This window comes from Aeromonas sp. s4 (assembly GCF_040907855.1).
Taxonomy (GTDB): domain Bacteria; phylum Pseudomonadota; class Gammaproteobacteria; order Enterobacterales; family Aeromonadaceae; genus Aeromonas; species Aeromonas caviae.
In genome coordinates, this window is the sequence record NZ_JBFOCP010000047.1 from 114,887 (window position 1) to 135,092 (window position 20,206).

The 20,206-nt window shown below is 62.4% G+C and carries 17 protein-coding genes; 6 read left to right on the plus strand and 11 right to left on the minus strand.

The window, feature by feature from the left end:
• The first annotated feature begins 101 nt into the window (after window positions 1-101).
• Entirely contained in the window at window positions 102-905 is an 804-nt protein-coding gene (locus tag AB5Y89_RS16155) for a DUF2989 domain-containing protein (RefSeq protein WP_042865069.1), read from the plus strand.
• Window positions 902-1,459: an NUDIX domain-containing protein gene (locus AB5Y89_RS16160; RefSeq protein ID WP_041212486.1), complete on the plus strand. Its 558-nt coding sequence runs from the start codon at window positions 902-904 to the stop codon at window positions 1,457-1,459. The genes AB5Y89_RS16155 and AB5Y89_RS16160 overlap by 4 nt, the downstream gene beginning before the upstream one ends.
• A 62-nt stretch (window positions 1,460-1,521) precedes the next feature.
• Here AB5Y89_RS16160 and sppA read toward each other — a convergent pair whose 3' ends face one another.
• Window positions 1,522-3,366, minus strand: a complete 1,845-nt coding sequence (gene sppA / locus AB5Y89_RS16165; RefSeq protein ID WP_368224170.1) for a signal peptide peptidase SppA — start codon at window positions 3,364-3,366, stop codon at window positions 1,522-1,524.
• 321 nt (window positions 3,367-3,687) lie between these two features.
• Here sppA and AB5Y89_RS16170 point away from each other — a divergent pair, with 321 nt between their 5' ends.
• The 3 genes from AB5Y89_RS16170 (at window position 3,688) to AB5Y89_RS16180 (ending at window position 7,989) form a co-directional block, all read left to right on the plus strand.
• A complete protein-coding gene (locus AB5Y89_RS16170; protein WP_045525811.1) occupies window positions 3,688-5,715 on the plus strand; it encodes an NADPH-dependent 2,4-dienoyl-CoA reductase in 2,028 nt (675 codons plus the stop codon).
• A gap of 107 nt (window positions 5,716-5,822) precedes the next feature.
• A complete protein-coding gene (locus tag AB5Y89_RS16175; RefSeq protein ID WP_010675416.1) occupies window positions 5,823-6,371 on the plus strand; it encodes an NAD(P)H nitroreductase in 549 nt (182 codons plus the stop codon).
• A gap of 538 nt (window positions 6,372-6,909) precedes the next feature.
• Window positions 6,910-7,989, plus strand: coding sequence for a methyl-accepting chemotaxis protein (locus AB5Y89_RS16180; RefSeq protein ID WP_010675414.1), 1,080 nt, complete (start codon window positions 6,910-6,912; stop codon window positions 7,987-7,989).
• Window positions 7,990-8,009: 20 nt separating this feature from the next.
• Here AB5Y89_RS16180 and AB5Y89_RS16185 read toward each other — a convergent pair whose 3' ends face one another.
• From AB5Y89_RS16185 to AB5Y89_RS16195, 3 genes are all read right to left on the minus strand, one after another.
• Window positions 8,010-8,558, minus strand: coding sequence for a sugar O-acetyltransferase (locus AB5Y89_RS16185; protein WP_210556595.1), 549 nt, complete (start codon window positions 8,556-8,558; stop codon window positions 8,010-8,012).
• A gap of 262 nt (window positions 8,559-8,820) precedes the next feature.
• Window positions 8,821-9,699: a 50S ribosomal protein L11 methyltransferase gene (prmA, locus tag AB5Y89_RS16190; protein ID WP_111896452.1), complete on the minus strand. Its 879-nt coding sequence runs from the start codon at window positions 9,697-9,699 to the stop codon at window positions 8,821-8,823.
• 531 nt (window positions 9,700-10,230) lie between these two features.
• The gene (locus AB5Y89_RS16195) at window positions 10,231-11,247 is read right to left on the minus strand and encodes a zinc-binding alcohol dehydrogenase family protein (RefSeq protein WP_201887880.1); all 1,017 of its coding nucleotides are present in this window, start codon (window positions 11,245-11,247) and stop codon (window positions 10,231-10,233) included.
• Window positions 11,248-11,347: 100 nt separating this feature from the next.
• Here AB5Y89_RS16195 and AB5Y89_RS16200 point away from each other — a divergent pair, with 100 nt between their 5' ends.
• Window positions 11,348-12,220, plus strand: coding sequence for a LysR family transcriptional regulator (locus AB5Y89_RS16200; protein ID WP_042014452.1), 873 nt, complete (start codon window positions 11,348-11,350; stop codon window positions 12,218-12,220).
• Here the strand turns inward: AB5Y89_RS16200 and AB5Y89_RS16205 are convergent, their stop codons facing one another.
• From AB5Y89_RS16205 to acs, 7 genes are all read right to left on the minus strand, one after another.
• A complete protein-coding gene (locus AB5Y89_RS16205) occupies window positions 12,221-13,645 on the minus strand; it encodes a PTS transporter subunit EIIC (RefSeq protein WP_223920456.1) in 1,425 nt (474 codons plus the stop codon). It lies immediately after the preceding gene.
• Between the two features lie 87 nt (window positions 13,646-13,732).
• Window positions 13,733-15,190 carry a sodium/pantothenate symporter gene (gene panF, locus AB5Y89_RS16210; RefSeq protein ID WP_043153258.1) on the minus strand — a complete coding sequence of 486 codons (1,458 nt, stop codon included), beginning with the start codon at window positions 15,188-15,190 and terminating at the stop codon, window positions 13,733-13,735.
• Window positions 15,180-15,428, minus strand: a complete 249-nt coding sequence (locus tag AB5Y89_RS16215) for a YhdT family protein (RefSeq protein WP_039040309.1) — start codon at window positions 15,426-15,428, stop codon at window positions 15,180-15,182. The genes panF and AB5Y89_RS16215 overlap by 11 nt, the downstream gene beginning before the upstream one ends.
• A gap of 193 nt (window positions 15,429-15,621) precedes the next feature.
• On the minus strand, window positions 15,622-16,962 hold the full coding sequence (accC, locus tag AB5Y89_RS16220) for an acetyl-CoA carboxylase biotin carboxylase subunit (protein ID WP_010675406.1): 1,341 nt from the start codon (window positions 16,960-16,962) through the stop codon (window positions 15,622-15,624).
• A 15-nt stretch (window positions 16,963-16,977) separates the two neighbouring features.
• Entirely contained in the window at window positions 16,978-17,439 is a 462-nt protein-coding gene (gene accB / locus AB5Y89_RS16225) for an acetyl-CoA carboxylase biotin carboxyl carrier protein (protein WP_010675405.1), read from the minus strand.
• 36 nt (window positions 17,440-17,475) lie between these two features.
• Entirely contained in the window at window positions 17,476-17,925 is a 450-nt protein-coding gene (gene aroQ / locus AB5Y89_RS16230) for a type II 3-dehydroquinate dehydratase (protein WP_039040307.1), read from the minus strand.
• Window positions 17,926-18,208: 283 nt separating this feature from the next.
• Window positions 18,209-20,155 (minus strand): acetate--CoA ligase, encoded by a 1,947-nt coding sequence (gene acs / locus AB5Y89_RS16235; protein WP_368224171.1) that lies wholly within the window; start codon window positions 20,153-20,155, stop codon window positions 18,209-18,211.
• Window positions 20,156-20,206 lie beyond the last annotated feature (51 nt).

The following is a 20,206-nucleotide window of genomic DNA, read 5'->3' on the forward strand; positions in this document are numbered from 1 at the left end:
CGCGGCCTTATACGGCGCGCGCATTGTAATGGATATGTAGCCTGTTTGCTAGTTGGCGGTGGCCGGTGCGGGTTGCGATTGTTATCAACCAGATGTGAACCATGACCCTATTCTCACAGCGTCCGTTACTGCTTTCCCTCGCTTGTTGCCTGACGTTGACGGCCTGCGACGACGACAGGATCCACAACATCTGCTCCCAATATCCCGCCCTGTGCGCGGACCTGGTGGACGACGGCTGGTGTCGCTATGAGCGCAGCGACGTCATTCGCGGTCGTTACTATCTCCAGGAAGAGGGGACGGACAGGCGCAAGTACGATCTGATGCGCGGCCTGGAGCGTTATCTGCAATGCGCCGAGCACTCCACCAACATCGAGTACAAGCGGGCCAGGGAGCAGAAGAGCCCCAGAGTGGAAGGGATGCTGGCCGCCGGCCGTCAACTGGAGCAACTGGATGCACAGACCCGGGGCTCCCGGGATCCCTACCTGCTGCTCTGGCACTGGACCAACAACACCAGCCCCGAGGCCCGCGCCAGCTTCCTCGCGCAGGAGGGGACGCCGAGCCTCGAGGAGCCCGAGCTGCAACTGGCGCTCGGCGGCATTTATGCCAAGAGCGAGCCCGAGAAGGCCATCAGGCTGATGCACCATGCGCTCTCTCTCTATCGGGAGGGGGACAAGGTCAACAGCCGGATCCTCACCGCCCTCAGCACCCTCTACATGGGGCAGAAGCGATTTGATCAGGCCTATCTGTGGGGCAAGGTGAGCGAGTCATTCCAGGAGAGCCCCGAGGTCTCCGCCACCCGGCTCGGCATTTACCATGCCATCGGCAAGGAGGAGCAGGAGACGCTGGACGACCAGGCGGCCACCATCGTCGATGCACTCAGGCAGGGGAGCTACCGCACACCATGAATCCGACCCTGACAGAGGTCCGGGAGTGGGCCCATCCCTTCGATATCCGTCTCGTGCACGGCCAGATCCGCGGCGAGGACAGGGTGCTTGAACGGGCCACGGTGAGGGCCGTGGTGATGCGTGGTGATCGACTGCTGCTGGTGCACTCCAGCGTCAACGGGGATCTCATGTTCCCCGGTGGCGGCATCGAGCACGGGGAGGCGCACGATGCGGCCCTGGCCCGGGAGCTGCGGGAAGAGTGTGGCGCCGAGCTGGTGGCCGTGGGCCCCCTGCTGGGAGAGACCCGGGAGTATCGTGCCGCGCGCGAGCCGGATTACGATGCCTACTGCATCCGATCGTCCTATTACCTCTGCCGGGTCGGGGAGGACTGGAGTGCGCCGCGCCCCCAGCCCTACGAGATCCGCCTCGGCTTCACGCCGGGCTGGTTCCCCCTGGCCGAGGCCCTGCAGACCAACAAGACCCAGCTGGCGGGTCCCTGTCCCCAGTGGACGGCGCGAGAGACCCGGGTGCTGGCAGAGTTGCACCGCTGGCAAGCGTCCGGCTTGCTGACCTGACAAGGCCGCTTGCCCCATAAAAAAACCGCCTGTCGGCGGTTTTTTTATGGCTGTCCCCGGCGTCAGGTGAGACAGACCGGGCAGAAGGCGTAGGTGCCCTGGGGATCGTTGAAGCGGGTCAGCGGGTCCAGAGTGCGGTTCATCTCCAGCAGCGCCTTGCCAAGCCCGGCGGGCAGCCAGCTTTGCAGGTGCGGGGCCAGCGCCTGGGCGCTGCTGTCAAACAGCTCGCGCAGGAACTTGTCCCTGGCCGACTCTTCCGGTGCGATGGGGGTGACCTGCCAACTCTTGAGGTTGGCGAGATCGGCGGCCGCCTTGAGGGCGTCATCCAGATTGCCGAACTCGTCCACCAGCCCCAGTGCCTTGGCATCCTGCCCGGTCCAGACCCGGCCTTCGGCGGCTTTTTCCGCCTCTTCCGGGCTAAGGCCCCGGCCCTTGCCCACCAGGCCGACAAAGCGCTGATAGGTGTCTTCCACGCTCAGTTGAATGGCTTCACCCACGTGATCCGGCAGGGCACGGGTCAGCCCGACCCCCACGAAGTCGGTGGTGCCGACGCCGTCGGTGTGTACCCCGTACTGGGAGAGAGCCTTGTCGATGGTGGCGAACATGCCGAACACCCCGATGGAGCCGGTGAGGGTGGTGGGGGAGGCGAAGATCTTGTCCGCATCGGCGGAGATCCAGTAGCCACCGGAGGCGGCGTAGCTGCCCATGGAGATGACCACCGGCTTGCCCGCCTGTTTCAGGGCCAGCAATTCGGCGCGGATCTGCTCGGCGGCGAAGGCGCTGCCGCCGGGGCTGTCCACTCGCAGCACCACGGCTTTCACCTGATCGTCACGGCGGGCTTCGGCCAGCAGATCGGCAAGGCTGTCGCCACCGATGGTGCCGGCAGGCTGGACGCCATCCATGATGGCGCCGCTGGCGGTGATGAGGCCTACCTCATCCTTGCCGCTCTGGGGGTACTGCTCCGGGATGGCGGCCAGATACTCTTTCAGGCCCACGCCTTTCCAGCCATGATCATCGGCCTCGCCCACTTCCTTGATCACCGCCTGGGTCATTTCGTCGCGGGTGGCGAGCTGATCCACCAGACCGTTGTCGAGGGCGTAGCTGGCCGCATTGCCACCGGCCTTGCGCAGCAGATCGAGGAAGTGATCCTTGTTCGGTGCCACGGCATCCGGTTCGATCTCCCGCTGCTCCGCCACGTCGGCCACATAGGATTGCCATAGCTGATCCAGCCAGCGCTGGTTCGCCTCCTTGCTCTCGGGGGACATCTCGTCCCGGGTGTAGGGCTCGACGAAGGACTTGTAGGTGCCGACCTTGAAGACGTGCGGGGTGATATTGAGCTTCTCCAGTGCCGACTTGAAGTAGGTCTGGTAGACACCCAGCCCCTCGATCAGCACGGCACCACTCTGGTTGAGCAGCACGTGGTCGGCGTGGGCGGCGAGCAGATAGGCCCCCTGGCTGTAGTAGTCCGCCATGGCGATGACCGGCTTGCCGCTCTCCTTGAAGGCGTCGATGGCGGCCGTCACCTCCTGCAGTTTGGAGAGGCTGGCCCCTTGCAGACCCTGGGGCTTGATCACCAGCGCCTTGATGCGATCGTCATTCCCCGCGCTCTTGATGGCCCACAGCAGATCGGAGAGGACGATTTCGCTTGGCTGCTCTTCCCCCTTGTCCATCTGCCTGAGCAGTTGCACCGTGGGATCGGTCTGGGTGCGCTGTTCTACCAGCACACCGGAGAGATTGAGGGTGAGCGCCCCCTCGATGGGGGTGCTTGGGGTCTCGCTCTGGCTGACGCTGAAGACAATGACCAGCACGACGAGAAGAAACAGCAGGTTGACCAGCATCAAGCGGGTAAAGTTGAGCAGGCGCCAGAGGCTGCGAAAGAGCCATCCCAGACCTTTGAAAATAGACATAGCTGCGTTGTCGCCCTGTTAATGGGTTGAGAGCAGCCATTATTAACCAGTTGCGCAGCCAATTGCCATTTCCCCTTGAGTCGACTGCCTCCCCGCCACTTCGGAACACGGCTGTTCGCTGAAAAAATGTCCAAACATTTGTTTGAAAAAGAGTTTTCGATTCTTTACTCTAGCTCCAGTTTGATAACAAAAAATTAACTGAAAGGCCCGATGAGCCGGCCCCACCTCCACCCACACCTTCTTTTTACTGCCCGTCACCCGAGGCAGCCAGGAAGGCTGGAGCATGACCCCGTGCACATCGACCTCGACAAGGAGTGCATCATGAGCCGTTATCCCACGCTGCTGACCCCCCTCGATCTGGGTTTTACCCAGTTGCGCAACCGCGTACTGATGGGGTCCATGCACACCGGCCTCGAGGAGGAAAAGGGGGGCTTTGACAAGCTGGCCGCCTTCTATGGTGAGCGGGCCCGTGGCGGGGTCGGTCTCATCGTGACCGGCGGTATCGCCCCCAATTTGCGGGGGCGGCTGGTGCCCCACGGCTCCCAGCTGAGCTTTCCCTGGCAGGTAGCCAAACACCGCAAGGTGACCGAGGCAGTGCACCAGGAAGGGGGCAAGATAGCGCTGCAGATCCTTCATGCGGGCCGCTACGCCTACCATCCATTCAGCCTGGCGCCGAGCGCCCTCAAGGCTCCCATCTCCCCGTTCAAGCCGCGGGCCATGAGCGAGCGGCAGATCCGCGGCACCATTCGCGACTTCGCCGCCACTGCGGCGTTGGCCAAGGCGGCCGGTTATGACGGGGTCGAGGTGATGGGCTCTGAAGGCTATCTCATCAACCAGTTCATCTGCGAACGCACCAACAAGCGCACCGATGGCTGGGGCGGCAGCAGCGAAAACCGCATGCGCTTCCCGGTGGAGATTGTCCGCGCCATCCGTGAGCGGGTGGGCACGGATTTCATCATCATCTTCCGCCTCTCCATGCTGGATCTGGTGGAGCAGGGCTCCTCCCTTGAGGAAGTGATCGCACTTGGCCGGGCACTGGAGCAGGTGGGGGTCACCCTCATCAACACCGGTATCGGCTGGCACGAGGCGCGCATTCCCACCATCGCCACCAGCGTGCCGCGCGGTGCCTTCAGCTGGGTGACCGCCGAGCTGAAAAAGCACCTCAAGGTGCCCCTCATCACCACCAACCGCATCAACACCCCCGAGGTGGCGGAGCGCATCCTGGCAGGCGGCGAGGCGGACATGGTCTCCATGGCGCGCCCCTTCCTGGCGGACCCCGAATTCGTCATCAAGGCGGCTGAAGACAGGGCGGACGAGATCAACACCTGCATCGCCTGCAACCAGGCCTGCCTCGACCACGTGTTCAAGCAAAAGCGTGCCTCCTGCCTGGTCAACCCCCGCGCCTGTTTCGAGACCGAGTTGACGTTTGGCCGGGTGCCCCAGCCCAAGAAGCTGGCGGTGGTGGGGGCGGGTCCTGCGGGGCTGGCGTTTGCCTGCTACGCCGCCGAGCGGGGCCATCAGGTAAGCCTGTTCGATCAGGCGAGCGAAATCGGCGGCCAGTTCAACTTTGCCAAGCAGATCCCGGGCAAGGAGGAGTTTCACGAAACCCTGCGCTACTTCGCCAAACGGCTTGAGAAGTGCGGCGTCGAGCTCTATCTGGGCCAGCGCCAGAGTGCCGAGAGCCTGCTGGGCGGCGGTTTTGACGAGGTTATCCTCGCCACCGGCATCCGCCCGCGCACTCCCAACATTCCGGGTATCGAGCACCCCAAGGTGTTGAGCTACCTCGATGTCTTGCGTGATCACAAGCCGGTGGGCGAGAAGGTGGCGGTGATCGGCGCCGGTGGTATCGGCTTTGACGTGGCCGAATACCTGGTGGAGAAGAGAGGATCGCCGGATGCTGAAAGCCATCGCGATCACTGGCTCAAGGAGTGGGGTATCGACAAGCAACTGGGTGAGCGCGGCGGCCTGACTACCCCCGAAATCGATGCCCCCGAGCGCCAGATCTGGTTGCTCCAGCGCAAGGAGAGCAAGGTGGGCGACGGCCTTGGCAAGACCACCGGCTGGATCCATCGCACCGTGCTCAAGAATCGCAAGGTGCAGATGCTCTCCGGCGTCCAGTACCTGCGTATCGACGATGCCGGGCTTCACATCCAGGTGGGCGACCAACAGCAGTGCCTGCCGGTGGATCAGGTGATCATCTGTGCCGGACAGGAACCCCTCAAGGAGTTGCAGGCTGGTCTGCAGGCTGCTGGCAAGCCGGTGCACATCATCGGCGGTGCCGACGTGGCCGCCGAGCTGGATGCCAAACGCGCCATCCGGCAAGGGGCGGAGCTGGCTGCCGTCATCTAGCCTCCCGACCCTTTCGTATCCTGACAAACCCCTGAACCCCAGGGGTTTTCTTCATCCAGTGCTGTGCTAAGGTAGCGCCATCATCGCCTTTGACAAGGAACTGCCCCATGGATGCCCTCCATCTGTTACTCAATCGCCACTCCTGTGGTCGTCTGGCCGAGCCTGCCCCGAGTGGCGAAGTGCTCGACAATATCCTCAAGGCCGGGCTGCGGGCGCCGGATCACGGCACTCTGACCCCCTGGCAGTTCATCCTGTTTGAAGGGGAGGGGCGTGAGCGTCTGGGGACATTGCTGGCCGATGCCGCCCATGCCCGTGGCGAGGATGCGGACAGTGTCGAGAAGTGCCGCGCCGCGCCACTGCGTGCTCCCCTGGTGATCGCGGTGGCGACCCGTTATCAGGCGCACCCCAAGGTACCGAAACTGGAGCAGGAGCTCTCTGCCGGTTGCGCCCTGATGGCGATGCAGATGGCGGCCCAGGCCCAGGGCTTCAACGGCATCTGGCGCTCCGGCTGGTTCATCTTCGACGAGCAGATCCATGGTGCACTGGGGCTGGCACCGGAGGATCAACTGGTGGGCTTCCTCTACCTTGGCACCCCCATGCTGGAGGCCCGCAAGCTGCGCGAGCTGCCCATCCAGGACTTCGTGCGCAGCTTCTGAAGCGCATAACGCCAAAAGCCCTGATTATTCAGGGCTTTTTTGTTTTCTGACAAAGCCGTCAGGCTGTACTGATAAATGCGCACTTGCCAAGAGGGTAGAAGGGGGTTGACCGGACATTTTTTGAATTGTGAGAGATTCTTCTCACTCCTGGTTTATTACGCTATGTAAAACGTTTGCGCCACGTTATTATCCCACTGCCAGTTTAGAAGGTGACCCCTTCTAATTTTCTGCGATGAGAGTCGCAATTCCGTAGCACCTTTTTAGAGCCCAACGTCTTGATGACATTGGGCTTCATTTTTTGTAGGGCTGGCACGTCAGCGTTCTTTCTCCTCTGCCTCTTCTCTACCTCACCCGGCCTCTTTCCGGCGATCTTTTGCACAGCCATTGATGTGGCCTCGATTGGAATCAGGATCAGGGTCAAATATCCTGCATTTGTAGGTGAAATCCGGCCCGGGATCCGCCAGCATCGGCAGAGACAAGAGAGTCAGAGGCTTCCCTTTGACATCGACTGTCCGCACCTTTGCCATCCGGAGGCCATATGTGGTTCAACCGCAAGCTTGAAAAAGAGAATCAACAGCTCAGGGAGGCGATGCTTCTCAAAGAGCAGCAGCACCAGAGCGAGCTGGCCGAATTGCGTGCCACCATCGGTGAATACGAGCACATGCAGCGCACTAGCCGGGAACGTGGCGATCTCTTCAATCAGGTGATCTCCTGCCAGAACCAGGGAGGTGAGATGCTGCAGAGCGTGCGGGAAGCGCTGGCTGGCAGTGCCGAGCACCTGATGGCGGAAAAGGGAGCGCTCTGCGAGCTGGATCAGCTCTTTGCCCAGACCCGGGGCGCCATCACCCGTCTCTCCGATCGCGCCCATGCCATCACGGATGAGGCGGCTCGCAGCCTCGCAGCCGTCCATCAGCTCGATGCCAGTACATCCGCCATCAACCAGTTCGTGACCGCCATCCAGGGCATCTCGGATCAGACCAACCTGCTGGCACTCAATGCGGCCATCGAGGCGGCCAGGGCCGGTGAAGCTGGCCGAGGATTCGCGGTGGTCGCCGATGAGGTGCGTCAGCTGGCGAGCAAGGCTCATGAAGCCAGCAGCCAGATCGAGGTGCTGGTCAGACAGATAGTGGCACAGGCGCAGGAGATCAAGTCCATCATCGATGACAACCAGGCCAGTGCCGCCGAGGTGGCGACCTCCTCCTCCCAGATCGATGTGGTGGTGACCCAGGTGCTGGCACAATCAGGCCGGATGCAGCAGGTGATCCACAGTGCGGCCTCCACCTCCTTCCTCAATACCACCAAGCTGGATCACGCCGTCTGGAAGAACACCATCTATCGGCTCATCGATCAGCAGCATTTTCACGAGCCGGTGAGCGACCACGCTCAGTGCAGGCTGGGCAAATGGTATTTCGAGGGGCAGGGTGCCGAGCTCTTCGCCCACAAGCCGGGCTTTCGTGAACTGGATGGGCCCCACAAGCGGGTCCACGAGAGCGGCAAGGCCGCCCTGCACGCGCGCGAGCAGGGGGATATCAAAAGCATGGTCGAGCAGCTCAAGACCATGGAAAACGCCAGCATGCAGGTGGTGCACTGCATCGACCGCTTGCTGGAAAGCGCCTGAGCGAGCCTCGGGCCTTCCGCTCAACCTTTGACTGGTAGCAGCCGTGCCGGGTTGCCTGCCACCCTGGCACCGGCCGGTACATCTCTGGTCACGACCGAGCCCGCACCCACGACGGCTTCCCGCCCTATGGTGACGCCGGGCAGCAGGATGGCGCCGCCGCCAATCCAGACCCTGTCTTCGATGGTGACCGGCAGCGCCGTCTCAACCCCCTGAATACGCTCATCGGCGTCCAGCGCATGGGCGGCGGTGTAGATCTGCACGTTCGGCCCAATCATTACCTCGGCGCCGATGCGAATGGAGGCATTGTCCAGCAGGGTGGCCCCCATGTTGATGTAGCTGCCCTTGCCAAGGTGGATGTGGCGGCCATAGGTGCAGTAGAAGGGCGGGCAGATGAAGGCACCCTGTGCCAGCTCGCCGACGATCTGCAGCAGCAGTGCCAGCTGTTCATCCTCCTCGTCGCTGCGATTGAAGCGGCGGTACAGGCGGGCCGTCTCCCGGCGCAACAGATCCAGCTCTGGCGCCATGCAGTTGTAAGGCTGGCTGGCGATCATCTTCTCGTATTCGGTCATGACTGGGCCTCGATGGGGTGGAGGAAGAGAGGATAAGCCATCGGGAGGCAGAGAAGCGTGAGGCTCTCCCCAGAGTGGGCAGAAGGAGAACGGCGTCCGGAAACGACAAGGGCACCCTGCTGGGGTGCCCTTGTCGTTCAGCGACCTAAGTGTTGCCGCTGTGGCCTGTTGCTTGTCAGCCGAGTGTGCGGCCGATGGGTTGGCAACTGCCGTGGCTTGTTTTGCGGCCGATGGGTTGGTTGCCACAGTAGCTTGTTGCTTATCAGCCGAGTTTGCGGCCGGAGAGGCGGCACCACTCTTCCTTCACCGCAGTCGGGTCCATCTCGAACCACTGGCCGTAGATGGTCTCCAGCTCCGGCGCCTGGCTTTCCAGCACGCCGGAGAGGGCCATCAGGCTGCCCGCCTTGCCGTGGCCGGCGATAAGCGGCGCCAGCTCCCGCAGCGGGCCGGCCAGGATGTTGGCGACCACCACGTCCGCTTCGACGTCTTGCGGTTGATCCGCCGGCAGGTAGAGTTCGATCTGGTCGGCTACGCCATTTCGCTCGGCGTTGTCACGGCTGGCCTGGATGGCCTGAGGATCGATGTCGATACCGATGACACGGGCGGCCCCCAGTTTCAGGGCGGCGATGCCGAGGATGCCGGAGCCGCAACCAAAGTCGACTACGGTTTTGCCGGCCAGATCCAGTCCGTCCAGCCACTGCAGGCAGAGCGCCGTGGTGGGGTGGGTACCGGTACCGAAGGCCAGGCCCGGGTCCAGCATGACGTTGACCGCATCGGGGTTCGGCACGTCGCGCCAGCTCGGACAGATCCAGAGCCGCTCGCCGAACTGCATGGGGTGGAAGTGATCCATCCACTCGCGCACCCAGTCCTTGTCTTCCAGCTGTTCGACCTTGTAGCCCACGTCTTCACCGAAGATCTGCTGGAAGAAGGTGATGGTGGGAGCCGGATCGGTTTCGGCATCGAACAGTCCCATTACTTCGGTCTCGCCCCAGAGCGGGGTTTCACCAGGCATGGGCTCATAGACGGGCACATCCTTGGCATCCATAAAGGTCACCGCCTGGGCCCCACGCCCCAGCAGCATGTTGCTCACCTTGTCTGCGGTCTTGGCAGTGGCGTTGATTCGAATTTGTATCCAGGGCATGGCGTCGGCTCTTCATAAATGTGAAACCGCGGGATTCTATCATCATGGGCCCGTGCTGTCGTGGTTTGACCATGGCCTCATGGGGAAGGGAGGTAACTCTGCCAAGTTGGCACGGTTAATGTATTCGTTCATGGGTGACGGGAAGCAACTTGTTCCCGCTGAATGCTTTGCTCTATGAAGTTCCGTCATCTTTTTTCAGCCACCTTCGGGTGGCTTTTTTTATGCCGGTGCGCTGAAAAGCGGTTAATTGGGAGGGAAAAGCAGAGATTGGCACGCTATCTGCAAAGTTACAGATGTCCTGCATAAGGATATGTGTGTGATTGTTACCCCAACGTTCAGGTTTTTAGGGCCATCCCGACGGGATGGCCTCTTTTTTATGGTTTTTTCGGGGGAGATGCCCCGTCAGGGACAAAGGTTACCTGCGGGGCTGTGCACTCTTGGGGCTTGTCACTGGTGATTTCACCCCATGATGGTGCATTTATTTACCTACAAGGGAATAGGTTGGACGGTAAGGCCCGCTTGGGCTGCGCCTCAGCGATGGAAACCGCTCATGTCGATCACCAGCTTGCCCACCATGCGACCCGCTTCCAGCTCGGCATGAGCCCGGGCCAGGGTGAGGGGCGTCAGTTCGGGCACCACCTTGCTGAGGGTGGTCTTGAGCACCCTTTCATCGATCAGGGCCGCGACCCGGCCGAGCAGGTTGTGCTGCTCGATCATGTCCGGGGTCTGGAACAGGGAGCGGGTAAACATGAACTCCTGGCTGAAGGTGACGCTCTTGGGTTTGAGCAGACCCAGATCCCAGGGGTCACTGGACTCGGCGATGGTGCAGATATGACCAAACGGACGGATGAGGCTGGCCATGGTGTTCCAGTGCTGCTCGGTGGCGTTGGTGCAGAAGATGGCATCCACCTCGCTGATGCCGAGAGCCTTGAGCTCCGCCTGCAGATGGTGATGGCTCACCACCTGGTGGGCCCCCATGTCCAGGCACCACTCCCGGGTTTCGGGGCGCGATGCGGTGGCGATCACCTCCATGCCGGTGAGCTGGCGGGCGAGCTGGATGGCGATGGAACCGACCCCGCCGGCGCCCCCGATGATCAGCAGTCGCCCGGTGCTTTCGCGGGTGAGGCTCATGCGCTCGAACAGGGTTTCCCAGGCGGTGATGGCGGTGAGCGGCAGGGCGGCGGCTTCCAGATCGGTCAGGGTGACTGGGGCGATGGCGGCAATGCGCTCGTCCACCAGTTGCAGGGCGCTGTTGCTGCCCGGGCGGCTGATGTCGCCGGCATACCAGACCCTGTCACCGGCCTTGAACAGGGTGACGTCGCTACCGACGGCGATCACCTCGCCCACGGCGTCCCAGCCCAGCACGCGGGGGCTGCTTTCGACCTTGTCCTTGGGGGCGCGTACCTTGGTGTCGACCGGATTGATGGAGGTGGCGTTGACCCGTACCAGCAGATCCCGCGGGCCTGGTGTCGGATCGGGCAGATCGCTCTCGATGAAGCAGTGGGGGTGGTTGCTTGGCAGATAGTGAGTCAGGGCGATGGCTTTCATGGCTTTTCCTTTCAAATAGCAGTGTTCGGGATTGCCACTCACTCTAGTCTGGATGATTATCAAGATTAAGATGGGTAATTGGTAAAGACTGTTTGAATATATGAACAATGTCGAACTGGAGTTGATGGGGTTGTTCGCCACCGTGGTGGAGCAGGGGAGCTTCACCGGGGCGGCCGAGGTGCTCGGCATGCCCAAGTCCTCGGTGAGCCAGAAGATCTCGCGCCTCGAATCCCGGCTCGGGGTGAGGTTGCTGCAACGCACCACCCGCAGGCTCAGCCTGACGCCCCAGGGGGAGGTCTATGTGGCCCATTGCCAGGAGCTGCTGGCACTGGCGCGCAGCGCCAATCTGGCGATGGCGCGGTTGCGCGCGGCTCCTGGAGGGCGGGTGCGGATCACTGCTCCCGAAGCCACGGGAACCTTGCTGCTTGGCCGGATACTGGCCGAATTTCGCGCCCTCTACCCCGAGGTGGTGCTGGAGCTGACCCTTTGCGATGAACAGCTGGATCTGGTGGGGGAAGGTTACGATCTGGCGCTGCGGGCAGCGCCGCTGAAAGATTCCAGCCTCATCTGCCGGCGCATCGGCCAGGTGGCGCGCCATCTGGTGGCATCTCCCGGTTACCTGGCGGCCAACGGGACGCCGCTCCAGCTCTCGGAACTGGCCGGACACGCCTGCTTGGTACATGGCTCCTTGCCGGTGTGGCCATTGCAGGAAGGGGGCTGGCGCCCTCGCGGGGCCTGCCAGAGCAACAGCCTGCTGGCGCTGCGGGAGCTGGCACTCCATGACGGGGGGATTGCCCTGCTGCCGGCCCATGTCTGCGGCGACGATCTGGCGGCGGGGCGACTGCTCAAGGTGCTGCCGGATCTCCTGGTTCCGGTGAACCCCTTCTATCTCATCTACCCGAGCCGGGAACACCTGGCCCCCGCCCTTCGCAGCCTGATGGACTTCGTGGCCGAACGTCTTCCCTTCGCCTGATCACTGGTGCTGGCCAAGGGGAGCCTGAGCCGGTTCGAGACCGAGCGGGACCGACTGGCGTTCTGCCAGCATGCGGATCTGCCCTTCGATGAGGCCTGCATGGGGGCCGAGCACCAGCACCAGCTGATGTTCGTTGAGCACGATCCAGGAGAGGCAACCCAGTCTGGCCAGGCAGGATTGATCCACCAGCGCCATGTCGCGAACCCGCAGGCTGAGGCGGGTCAGGCAGACGCTCATGGCTTGCAGGTTGTCCATGCCCCCCAGCATCTTGAGGTACTGGATAGCCAGCATCTGGGGATCGGTGGGGGCCACGGTCGCGAGCCGGGAGAGATCCTCGGCGATGGGTTTGCCCGGCAGACTGAGGGGGGCGTGTTCCAGCAGCCGGGAGAAGAGCAGGGCATAGACGACGAAGAAGAGGATGCCCAGGGGGATGAGCCAGAAGCTGTGCAGACCGGCGTGGTAGCTCAGCACCAGATCCAGCAATCCGGCAGAAAAGTAGCTGCCCACCTGGATGTCGAGCCCGCTGCAGATGGCCAGCGACAGCCCGGTCAGCAGGGCATGGGCCAGAAACAGCCAGGGAGCGGTGAAGGCAAACAGGAACTCGATGGGCTCCGTGATGCCCACCAGTGCCGAGGTGAGCGCCAGGGTGAGCAGCAGCCCTCCCTGGGGCAGTTGCTGCATCCGCTGGCGATGGATCCAGATGGCAAAACAGGCACCGGGCAGGCCGAACATGATGACCGGATAGAGCCCGGCCACATAGCCTTCATGCAGCGGCTGGGCGGTCGAGAGGGCTTGCAGGTTGCTCTCCCCCAGCCCGATGAGGCTGCCCAGCACCTGGTGCAGGCCGAGGGGGATCAGCAGCCGGTTCAGCACGCCGTAGCAGAAGGCGCCAAATGGCGTGGTGAGCAGATCGGAGGCGAGCAGGGTGAGCCCCTGTTCCAGCAGCGGCCAGAGGATGGAGAGGGGAAGCACCAGCAGCAGGCAGGCCAGCGCCGAGAGCAACATGCCCGGCAGATCTTCCTGCAGCGGGCGCAACCAGCCCGGCAGCCGCAGAGCGCGGGCCCGGGAGCAGACGATGGCGGTGACGAGCCCGGCCAGCAGGCCGCAGATCATGTCCGCATGCAGCCCGGGCACCAGGGTGCCCAGCGCCGAGCTCAGCAGCAGAAAGTTGACCGCTCCGGCGAGCGCCTGGGCTCCTTGCCCCTGGCGACTCAACCCGAAGGCAATGGCCACCGCATAGATGAGCGGCATCTGGCTGAAGAGGGCGCGACCGGCGAGGGAGAGCACGGCGAGATCCAGCACGTCCGGTTGGCCGAGCCGGTGGAGCAGGGCGGCCAGGGGCAGGATGGAGACGGGCAGCAACAGGGCATAGCCGAGGCGCTGCAGGGACTGGGTCAGGATCTTTCTGGCGTTCTGGACTGGCATGGGGGCACGGTATTTGTGACGTGGCGCACATTTTACCCGTGAGCCCCCATTTGGGAATAGGCGAGCCTTCCTTTATTAATCCTTTTCTTAATTTTGATCAAACAATCGACGGACACGCTGATCCGGGGCAGGAGTGAGCAGGCTGACCAGGACAAAGGCCGCCAGGCCAAGGGCCAGGCTCGGGACGATGGCGTGCAGACCGGCCAGCTTGATCCCCCACTGGCTCAAGGTGCCGTAACAGAGGATGCCGCAGACCATGCTGGCCAGGGCTCCCGGGCCGTTGGCCCTGGACCAGTAGAGGCCGAGCACCAGGGGCCAGAGGAAGACCGCCTGCAGGCCGCCGAAGGCGAGCAGGTTGAGCCAGATGATCATCTCGGGGGGCTGGAGCGCCGCCAGCAGTACCAGGGTACCCAGGATCAGGGTGCAGAGCAGGGAGAGGCGCGGCACCCGGACCTCCAGCTTTTCCTGCCTGGGGTTGAGGTAATTGAGGTAGAGATCTTTCACCAGGGTGGCGGAGGCCTGGATCAGCTGGGAGTCGATGGTGGACATGATGGCCGCCATGGGGGCGGCCAGGAAGACCCCGGCCAGCCAGGGGGGGAGCACCTCCATCATCAGGGAGGGCATGATCTTGTCCGGGCTGTCCATGCCGGGCAGGATGGCGCGGCCCAGCGCCCCGGCCAGGTGCATGCCGAACATTAGCAGGGCGCAGACGATGGTGCCGATGAGGATGCCCCGGTGCAGCGCCTTGCTGTCCCGGTAGCCAAAGCAGCGCAGCGCCGAGTGGGGCAAGCCCACCACCCCGATGCAGACCAGCACCCAGAAGCTCAGCATGAAGGGCTGGGTCAGCATGTCGCCAGCCCCCTGGGGGCTCACCAGCTTGGGATCTATCTCCTTGAGCTGGTGGACAAGATTCGGCAACCCGTCACCGGCGATGAGGATGCCCGCCAGCAGGGCGCCAGTGCCGATGAGCATGACGATGCCCTGCAGGGCATCCGTCATCACCACGGCGCGAAAGCCGCCGATCACCGTGTAGAGCAGCACGCAACTGGCAAACAGGAAGAGCCCCTGCTGATAGCTGAGGCCGGTCGCCGTTTCCAGCAGACGGGCGCCGCCGATGAACTGCACCACCATGGTGGCGATGAAGGCGAGGATGATGGTGACCGAGCCCAGCACGACCACCGCCCTGCTCTGGTAGCGGGCCCACAGCATGTCGTTGATGGTCACCGCGTTGACCCGGCGGGCGATGATGGCGAACTTCTTGCCAAGCACCCCCAGAGTGAGCCAGACGGTGGGCAGCTGGATCATCGCCAGCAATACCCAGCCGAGGCCGACCTTGTAGGCGGCACCCGGCCCGCCGATGAAGGACGATGCAGAGGTATAAGTGGCCACCAGGGTCATGGCGAGCACCAGCCCCCCCATGCTGCGGTTGCCGATGAAGTACTCCTGCATGAAGTTGCCGCCGGTCCGGTGGCGACTGGCCCAGAAACCGACCCCCAGTACCAGCACCAGGTAGATGCAGAGCGGCAGCATCAGCTCAAGATTCATGGGGTGGTACCTCGCTATCCAGGGGAATATCGACGAACAGGCGATCCACCATGAGGGCGCAGAGGCCGATGAACAGCAGGGGCATCAGGATGCAACTGAGCAGGAACCAGAGGGGCAGGTCCCACAGCTCGAGATCCTCGGGGATGAAATAAGCCGAGCCATACCAGGCGACAAAGTAGAGCAGGGTCAGCAGCAGGCAGAAGGCTGCTTCCCGACGGGCGAGTGCGAAACGGTTCACTGTGGCCTCCGACGAGTGAGCGGGGCGCAAGAATAACAAAAAAGGGCCATGTCGCCATGGCCCTTTTTTACGTTGGCGATCCGGGTGGATCGCGCAATATCCCGATGAAAGGGGTCTTTGCAGACCCGACTTCTTGTGCAGGTGGTGGCTGTTCTGTGCTGCCACCGTGCTCAATGGGTCGGGCCTCAAGCCATTACAGACCCAACTTCTTGTGCAGGTAGTGGATGTTGGTGCCACCGTGCTGGAAGTTTTCGTCCTTCATGATCTCTTTTTGCAGGGCGATGTTGGTCTTGATCCCTTCCACCACCAGCTCGTCGAGGGAGTGACGCATGCGGGCGATGGCCACGTCGCGGTTCTCCCCGTAGCAGATCAGCTTGCCGATCATGGAGTCGTAGTAGGGGGGGACCTTGTAACCCGCATAGATGTGGGATTCCCAGCGCACGCCCAGGCCGCCCGGCGCGTGGAAGCGCTGGATGAGACCGGGAGAGGGCAGGAAGGTGGCCGGATCTTCGGCATTGATCCGGCACTCGATGGCGTGGCCACGGATGCGGATGTCCTGCTGGGTGATCGACAGGGGCTGACCGGCGGCAATGCGCAGCTGCTCCTTGATGAGGTCGACGCCGGTGACCATCTCGGTGACCGGATGCTCCACCTGGATACGGGTGTTCATCTCGATGAAATAGAACTCGCCGTTCTCGTACAGGAACTCGAAGGTACCCGCACCGCGGTAGCCGATCTCGAGACAGGCGCGCACACAGCGCTCACCGATGAACTTGCGCATCTCGTCGGTGATGCCGGGGGCCGGAGCCTCTTCCACGACCTTCTGGTGACGGCGCTGCATGGAGCAGTCCCGCTCACCCAGATAGAGGGCGGTACCCTGACCGTCAGCCAGCACCTGGATCTCGATGTGGCGCGGGTTCTCCAGGTACTTCTCCATGTAGACCATGTCGTTCTTGAAGAACTGGCCCGCTTCGGATTTGGTCAGCGCGATGGCGGAGGCCAGTTCGGCCTCGTTGCGCACCACGCGCATGCCGCGACCACCACCGCCACCGGCGGCCTTGATGATCACCGGATACCCGATCCGCTTGGCGATGGCGGCGTTGCGCTTGGCATCGTTGTCCACCGGGCCGTCGGAGCCGGGTACGCAGGGCACGCCCGCCTTCTTCATCGCCTCGATGGCGGAGACCTTGTCACCCATCAGGCGAATGGTCTCGGCGCGCGGGCCGATGAAGATGAAGCCGGATTTCTCGACCACTTCGGCGAAGTCGGCATTCTCGGAGAGGAAGCCGTAGCCCGGGTGGATGGCGACGGCACCGGTCACCTCGGCGGCGGCGATGATGGCCGGCACATTGAGGTAGGACTCACCGCTGGCAGGCTTGCCGATGCAGATGGTTTCGTCCGCCAGGAGCACATGCTTGAGCTCCCGATCGGCAGTGGAGTGAACGGCCACTGTCTTGATCCCGAGCTCTTTGCAGGCGCGCAGGATCCGCAGGGCAATTTCACCGCGGTTGGCGATGACTACTTTGTCCAACATGGGTGGCATTTTCCCTTATTCGATGATGAACAGCGGCTCGTCAAACTCGACGGCCTGACCATTTTCAACCAGGATCGCTTTGATCACGCCGGCCTTGTCAGACTCGATTTGGTTCATCATTTTCATGGCTTCGACGATGCACAGGGTGTCGCCGACATTGACGTGCTGACCGACTTCCACGAACGGCTTGGCTTCCGGGCTGGAGGAGCGGTAGAAGGAGCCCACCATGGGGGAGCGCATCAGATGACCGCTCGGGGCGGCATCGGCAGCAGGTGCAGCGGCTGCGGCCGGAGCAGCGGCAACCGGTGCGGCAACCTGAGCTGCGGCCTGGGGCATGATCATCTGCGGGGCAACGCTAACCTGGCCGGAGAAATTACGGCTGATGCGAACGGACTCTTCCCCTTCGGAGATTTCCAGCTCGGCGATGCCGGACTCTTCAACCAGTTCAATCAGCTTCTTGATTTTGCGGATATCCATTAGCATTCTCTTTCTTCTTTATCTGATCAGTGATTATCAAGCCGCGCGCAACTGATGCACGGCCGCGGTTAAAGCGAATTGGTAACCATCGGCACCCAACCCGCAGATCACCCCCTTGGCGACATCAGACAGATAGGAGTGATGACGGAAGGGCTCCCTGGCATGAACGTTTGACAGGTGAACCTCGATAAAGGGGATGGCCACACCCAGCAGGGCATCGCGCAGGGCAACGCTGGTATGGGTGAAGGCGGCGGGATTGATGATGATGAAATCCACCTGGCCCATGGCCTGATGGATGCGGCCGATCAGCTCGTGCTCGGCATTGGATTGCAGATGTTCCAGGGTGACACCGAGTTCGCTGGCGCTGCGCGTCAGATCGGCGACGATCTCATCGAGCGTCTTGCTGCCGTAGATTCCCGGTTCCCGCTTGCCCAGCAGATTCAGATTGGGGCCGTTGAGCAGGAGGATTCGGTGATGTTGCGACATATTGAGTACATCCTCGATGATTATGCTGCTATCTATCAGCTATCTTTGGACTACCAAAAATCTAGCCAATTTTTGCACAAATCGGTGTGCCCTGACACACAGATTTCGCAATTATATTGATTTCGTGAAAATTAGCAGCATTTTACTGGTCTAATCTCTACATCTGGCTATTTATCGGCCTGGTTTGCCCGCAAGCCCTGCCTGCCACCGAACTCTGCCCTGTCCGGATCCCGAAGACAACAAAGCCGGCACGTGGCCGGCTCTGTTGACGTGGGGAAGAGACTCACGCCGCTTCCGACTTCTCGCGGATCAGCTTGTCCACGACCCCCGGATCCGCCAGGGTGGAGATATCCCCCAGGCTGTCGGTTTCGCCGGTGGCGATCTTGCGCAAGATACGCCGCATGATCTTGCCGGATCGGGTCTTGGGCAGCCCTTCGGCCCAGTGGATCACGTCCGGGGTCGCGATGGCGCCAATCTCCTTGCGCACCCACTCCTTCACTTCCTTGTGCAGCTCGCGGCTCGGCTCTTCCCCGGCGATCAGGGTGACATAGGCGTAGATGCCCTGTCCCTTGATCTCGTGGGGAACACCCACCACCGCCGCTTCGGCGATCTTCGGATGGGCCACCAGAGCGGACTCGATTTCGGCGGTGCCCATGCGGTGGCCGGAGACGTTGAGTACATCATCCACCCGGCCGGTGATCCAGTAGTAGCCGTCCTCGTCGCGACGGGCACCGTCGCCGGTGAAGTAGCGACCCGGGAAGGTGGAGAAGTAGGTCTGCTCGAAGCGCTCGTGATCGCCGAACACGGTACGCATCTGGCCGGGCCAGGAGTCGGTGATCACCAGGTTGCCCTCGGTGGCGCCCTCCAGCGGCTCACCCAGGTTGTCCACCAGAGCAGGCTGTACTCCGAAGAAGGGACGGGTGGCCGAGCCGGGCTTGAGCGCGGTGACGCCGGGCAGCGGAGTGATGAGGATGCCGCCGGTTTCGGTCTGCCACCAGGTGTCGACGATGGGGCAGCGCTCGTCGCCGATGGTGCGGTAGTACCACTCCCAGGCTTCCGGGTTGATGGGTTCACCCACCGACCCCATGATGCGCAGGCTGGTGCGGGAAGTGCCTTCGACAGCCTCCTTGCCCTTGGCCATCAGTGCACGAATGGCGGTGGGGGCGGTATAGAGGATAGTGACCTGATGCTTGTCCACCACCTGGCTCATGCGGTTGGTAGCCGGGTAGTTGGGCACCCCTTCGAACATGACGGTGGTGGCGCCGTTGGCCAGCGGCCCGTAGACCAGATAGGAGTGACCGGTGACCCAACCCACGTCGGCGGTACACCAGTAGATGTCCTCTTCGTGGTAGTCGAACACGTATTTGAAGGTGAGGGCGGCATAGACCAGATAGCCGCCCGTGGTGTGCAGCACACCCTTGGGTTTGCCGGTGGAGCCGGAGGTGTAGAGCACGAACAGGGGATCTTCGGAGCCCATGGCTTCGGGCGGACAATCCGGGCTGGCGGCGTTGACCGCATCATGCCACCAGATGTCTCTGTGCTCGTGCCAGGCCACGTTGCCACCGGTGCGCTTGAGGACGATCACCTTGCTGACCTTGGTATCCGGGTGGGTAAGGGCCTCATCCACGTTCTTCTTGAGGGGGATGGGGCGACCGCCTCGCAACCCCTCATCGGCGGTGATGACGACGGAGGCGCCGGAGTCGATGATGCGGCCCGAGAGCGCCTCCGGCGAGAAGCCGCCGAAGACGATGCTGTGCACGGCCCCGATGCGGGTACAGGCCAGCATGGCGATGGCCGCCTCCGGCACCATGGGCATATAAAGGCAGACCATGTGGCCACGCTTGACCCCCTGGGCTTTGAGCACGTTGGCAAACTTGCATACTTCGGCGTGCAGTTCGCGATAGGTGATCTTGCGATCTTCGGCCGGGTTGTCCCCTTCCCAGATGATGGCGACCTTGTCGCCGCGCTCGCTCAGATGGCGATCCAGGCAGTTGACCGAGACGTTGAGCAGGCCATCCTCATACCACTTGATGGAGACGTGGCCCGGATCGTAGGAGGTGTTCTTGACGCGGGTGTAGGGGGTCATCCAGTCGAGGATCTTGCCCTGCTCCCCCCAGAAGGCGTCCGGATCCTGCACCGATGCCTGATACATGGCTTCATAACCTTCCTTGTCCAGCAGGGCGCCGTTGCCGATGTGGGCCTTGACCGGGTAGACCTTGCTCTCGCTCATCTCTCACTCCTGTGAATACATTTTCTTAATGATTGAGTAACAACTTATACC

What these genes read in the sequence shown, in the direction of transcription:
- sppA (WP_368224170.1), bottom strand. Translation starts at nt 3,366, where the DNA reads ATGTCTATTTTCAAAGGTCTGGGATGGCTCTTTCGCAGCCTCTGGCGC.
- AB5Y89_RS16175 (WP_010675416.1), top strand. Translation starts at nt 5,823, where the DNA reads ATGGATGCCCTCCATCTGTTACTCAATCGCCACTCCTGTGGTCGTCTG.
- acs (WP_368224171.1), bottom strand. Translation starts at nt 20,155, where the DNA reads ATGAGCGAGAGCAAGGTCTACCCGGTCAAGGCCCACATCGGCAACGGC.
- AB5Y89_RS16185 (WP_210556595.1), bottom strand. Translation starts at nt 8,558, where the DNA reads ATGACCGAATACGAGAAGATGATCGCCAGCCAGCCTTACAACTGCATG.
- AB5Y89_RS16160 (WP_041212486.1), top strand. Translation starts at nt 902, where the DNA reads ATGAATCCGACCCTGACAGAGGTCCGGGAGTGGGCCCATCCCTTCGAT.
- accC (WP_010675406.1), bottom strand. Translation starts at nt 16,962, where the DNA reads ATGTTGGACAAAGTAGTCATCGCCAACCGCGGTGAAATTGCCCTGCGG.
- AB5Y89_RS16170 (WP_045525811.1), top strand. Translation starts at nt 3,688, where the DNA reads ATGAGCCGTTATCCCACGCTGCTGACCCCCCTCGATCTGGGTTTTACC.
- AB5Y89_RS16205 (WP_223920456.1), bottom strand. Translation starts at nt 13,645, where the DNA reads ATGCCAGTCCAGAACGCCAGAAAGATCCTGACCCAGTCCCTGCAGCGC.
- prmA (WP_111896452.1), bottom strand. Translation starts at nt 9,699, where the DNA reads ATGCCCTGGATACAAATTCGAATCAACGCCACTGCCAAGACCGCAGAC.
- AB5Y89_RS16155 (WP_042865069.1), top strand. Translation starts at nt 102, where the DNA reads ATGACCCTATTCTCACAGCGTCCGTTACTGCTTTCCCTCGCTTGTTGC.
- panF (WP_043153258.1), bottom strand. Translation starts at nt 15,190, where the DNA reads ATGAATCTTGAGCTGATGCTGCCGCTCTGCATCTACCTGGTGCTGGTA.
- AB5Y89_RS16195 (WP_201887880.1), bottom strand. Translation starts at nt 11,247, where the DNA reads ATGAAAGCCATCGCCCTGACTCACTATCTGCCAAGCAACCACCCCCAC.
- AB5Y89_RS16200 (WP_042014452.1), top strand. Translation starts at nt 11,348, where the DNA reads ATGAACAATGTCGAACTGGAGTTGATGGGGTTGTTCGCCACCGTGGTG.
- aroQ (WP_039040307.1), bottom strand. Translation starts at nt 17,925, where the DNA reads ATGTCGCAACATCACCGAATCCTCCTGCTCAACGGCCCCAATCTGAAT.
- AB5Y89_RS16180 (WP_010675414.1), top strand. Translation starts at nt 6,910, where the DNA reads ATGTGGTTCAACCGCAAGCTTGAAAAAGAGAATCAACAGCTCAGGGAG.
- accB (WP_010675405.1), bottom strand. Translation starts at nt 17,439, where the DNA reads ATGGATATCCGCAAAATCAAGAAGCTGATTGAACTGGTTGAAGAGTCC.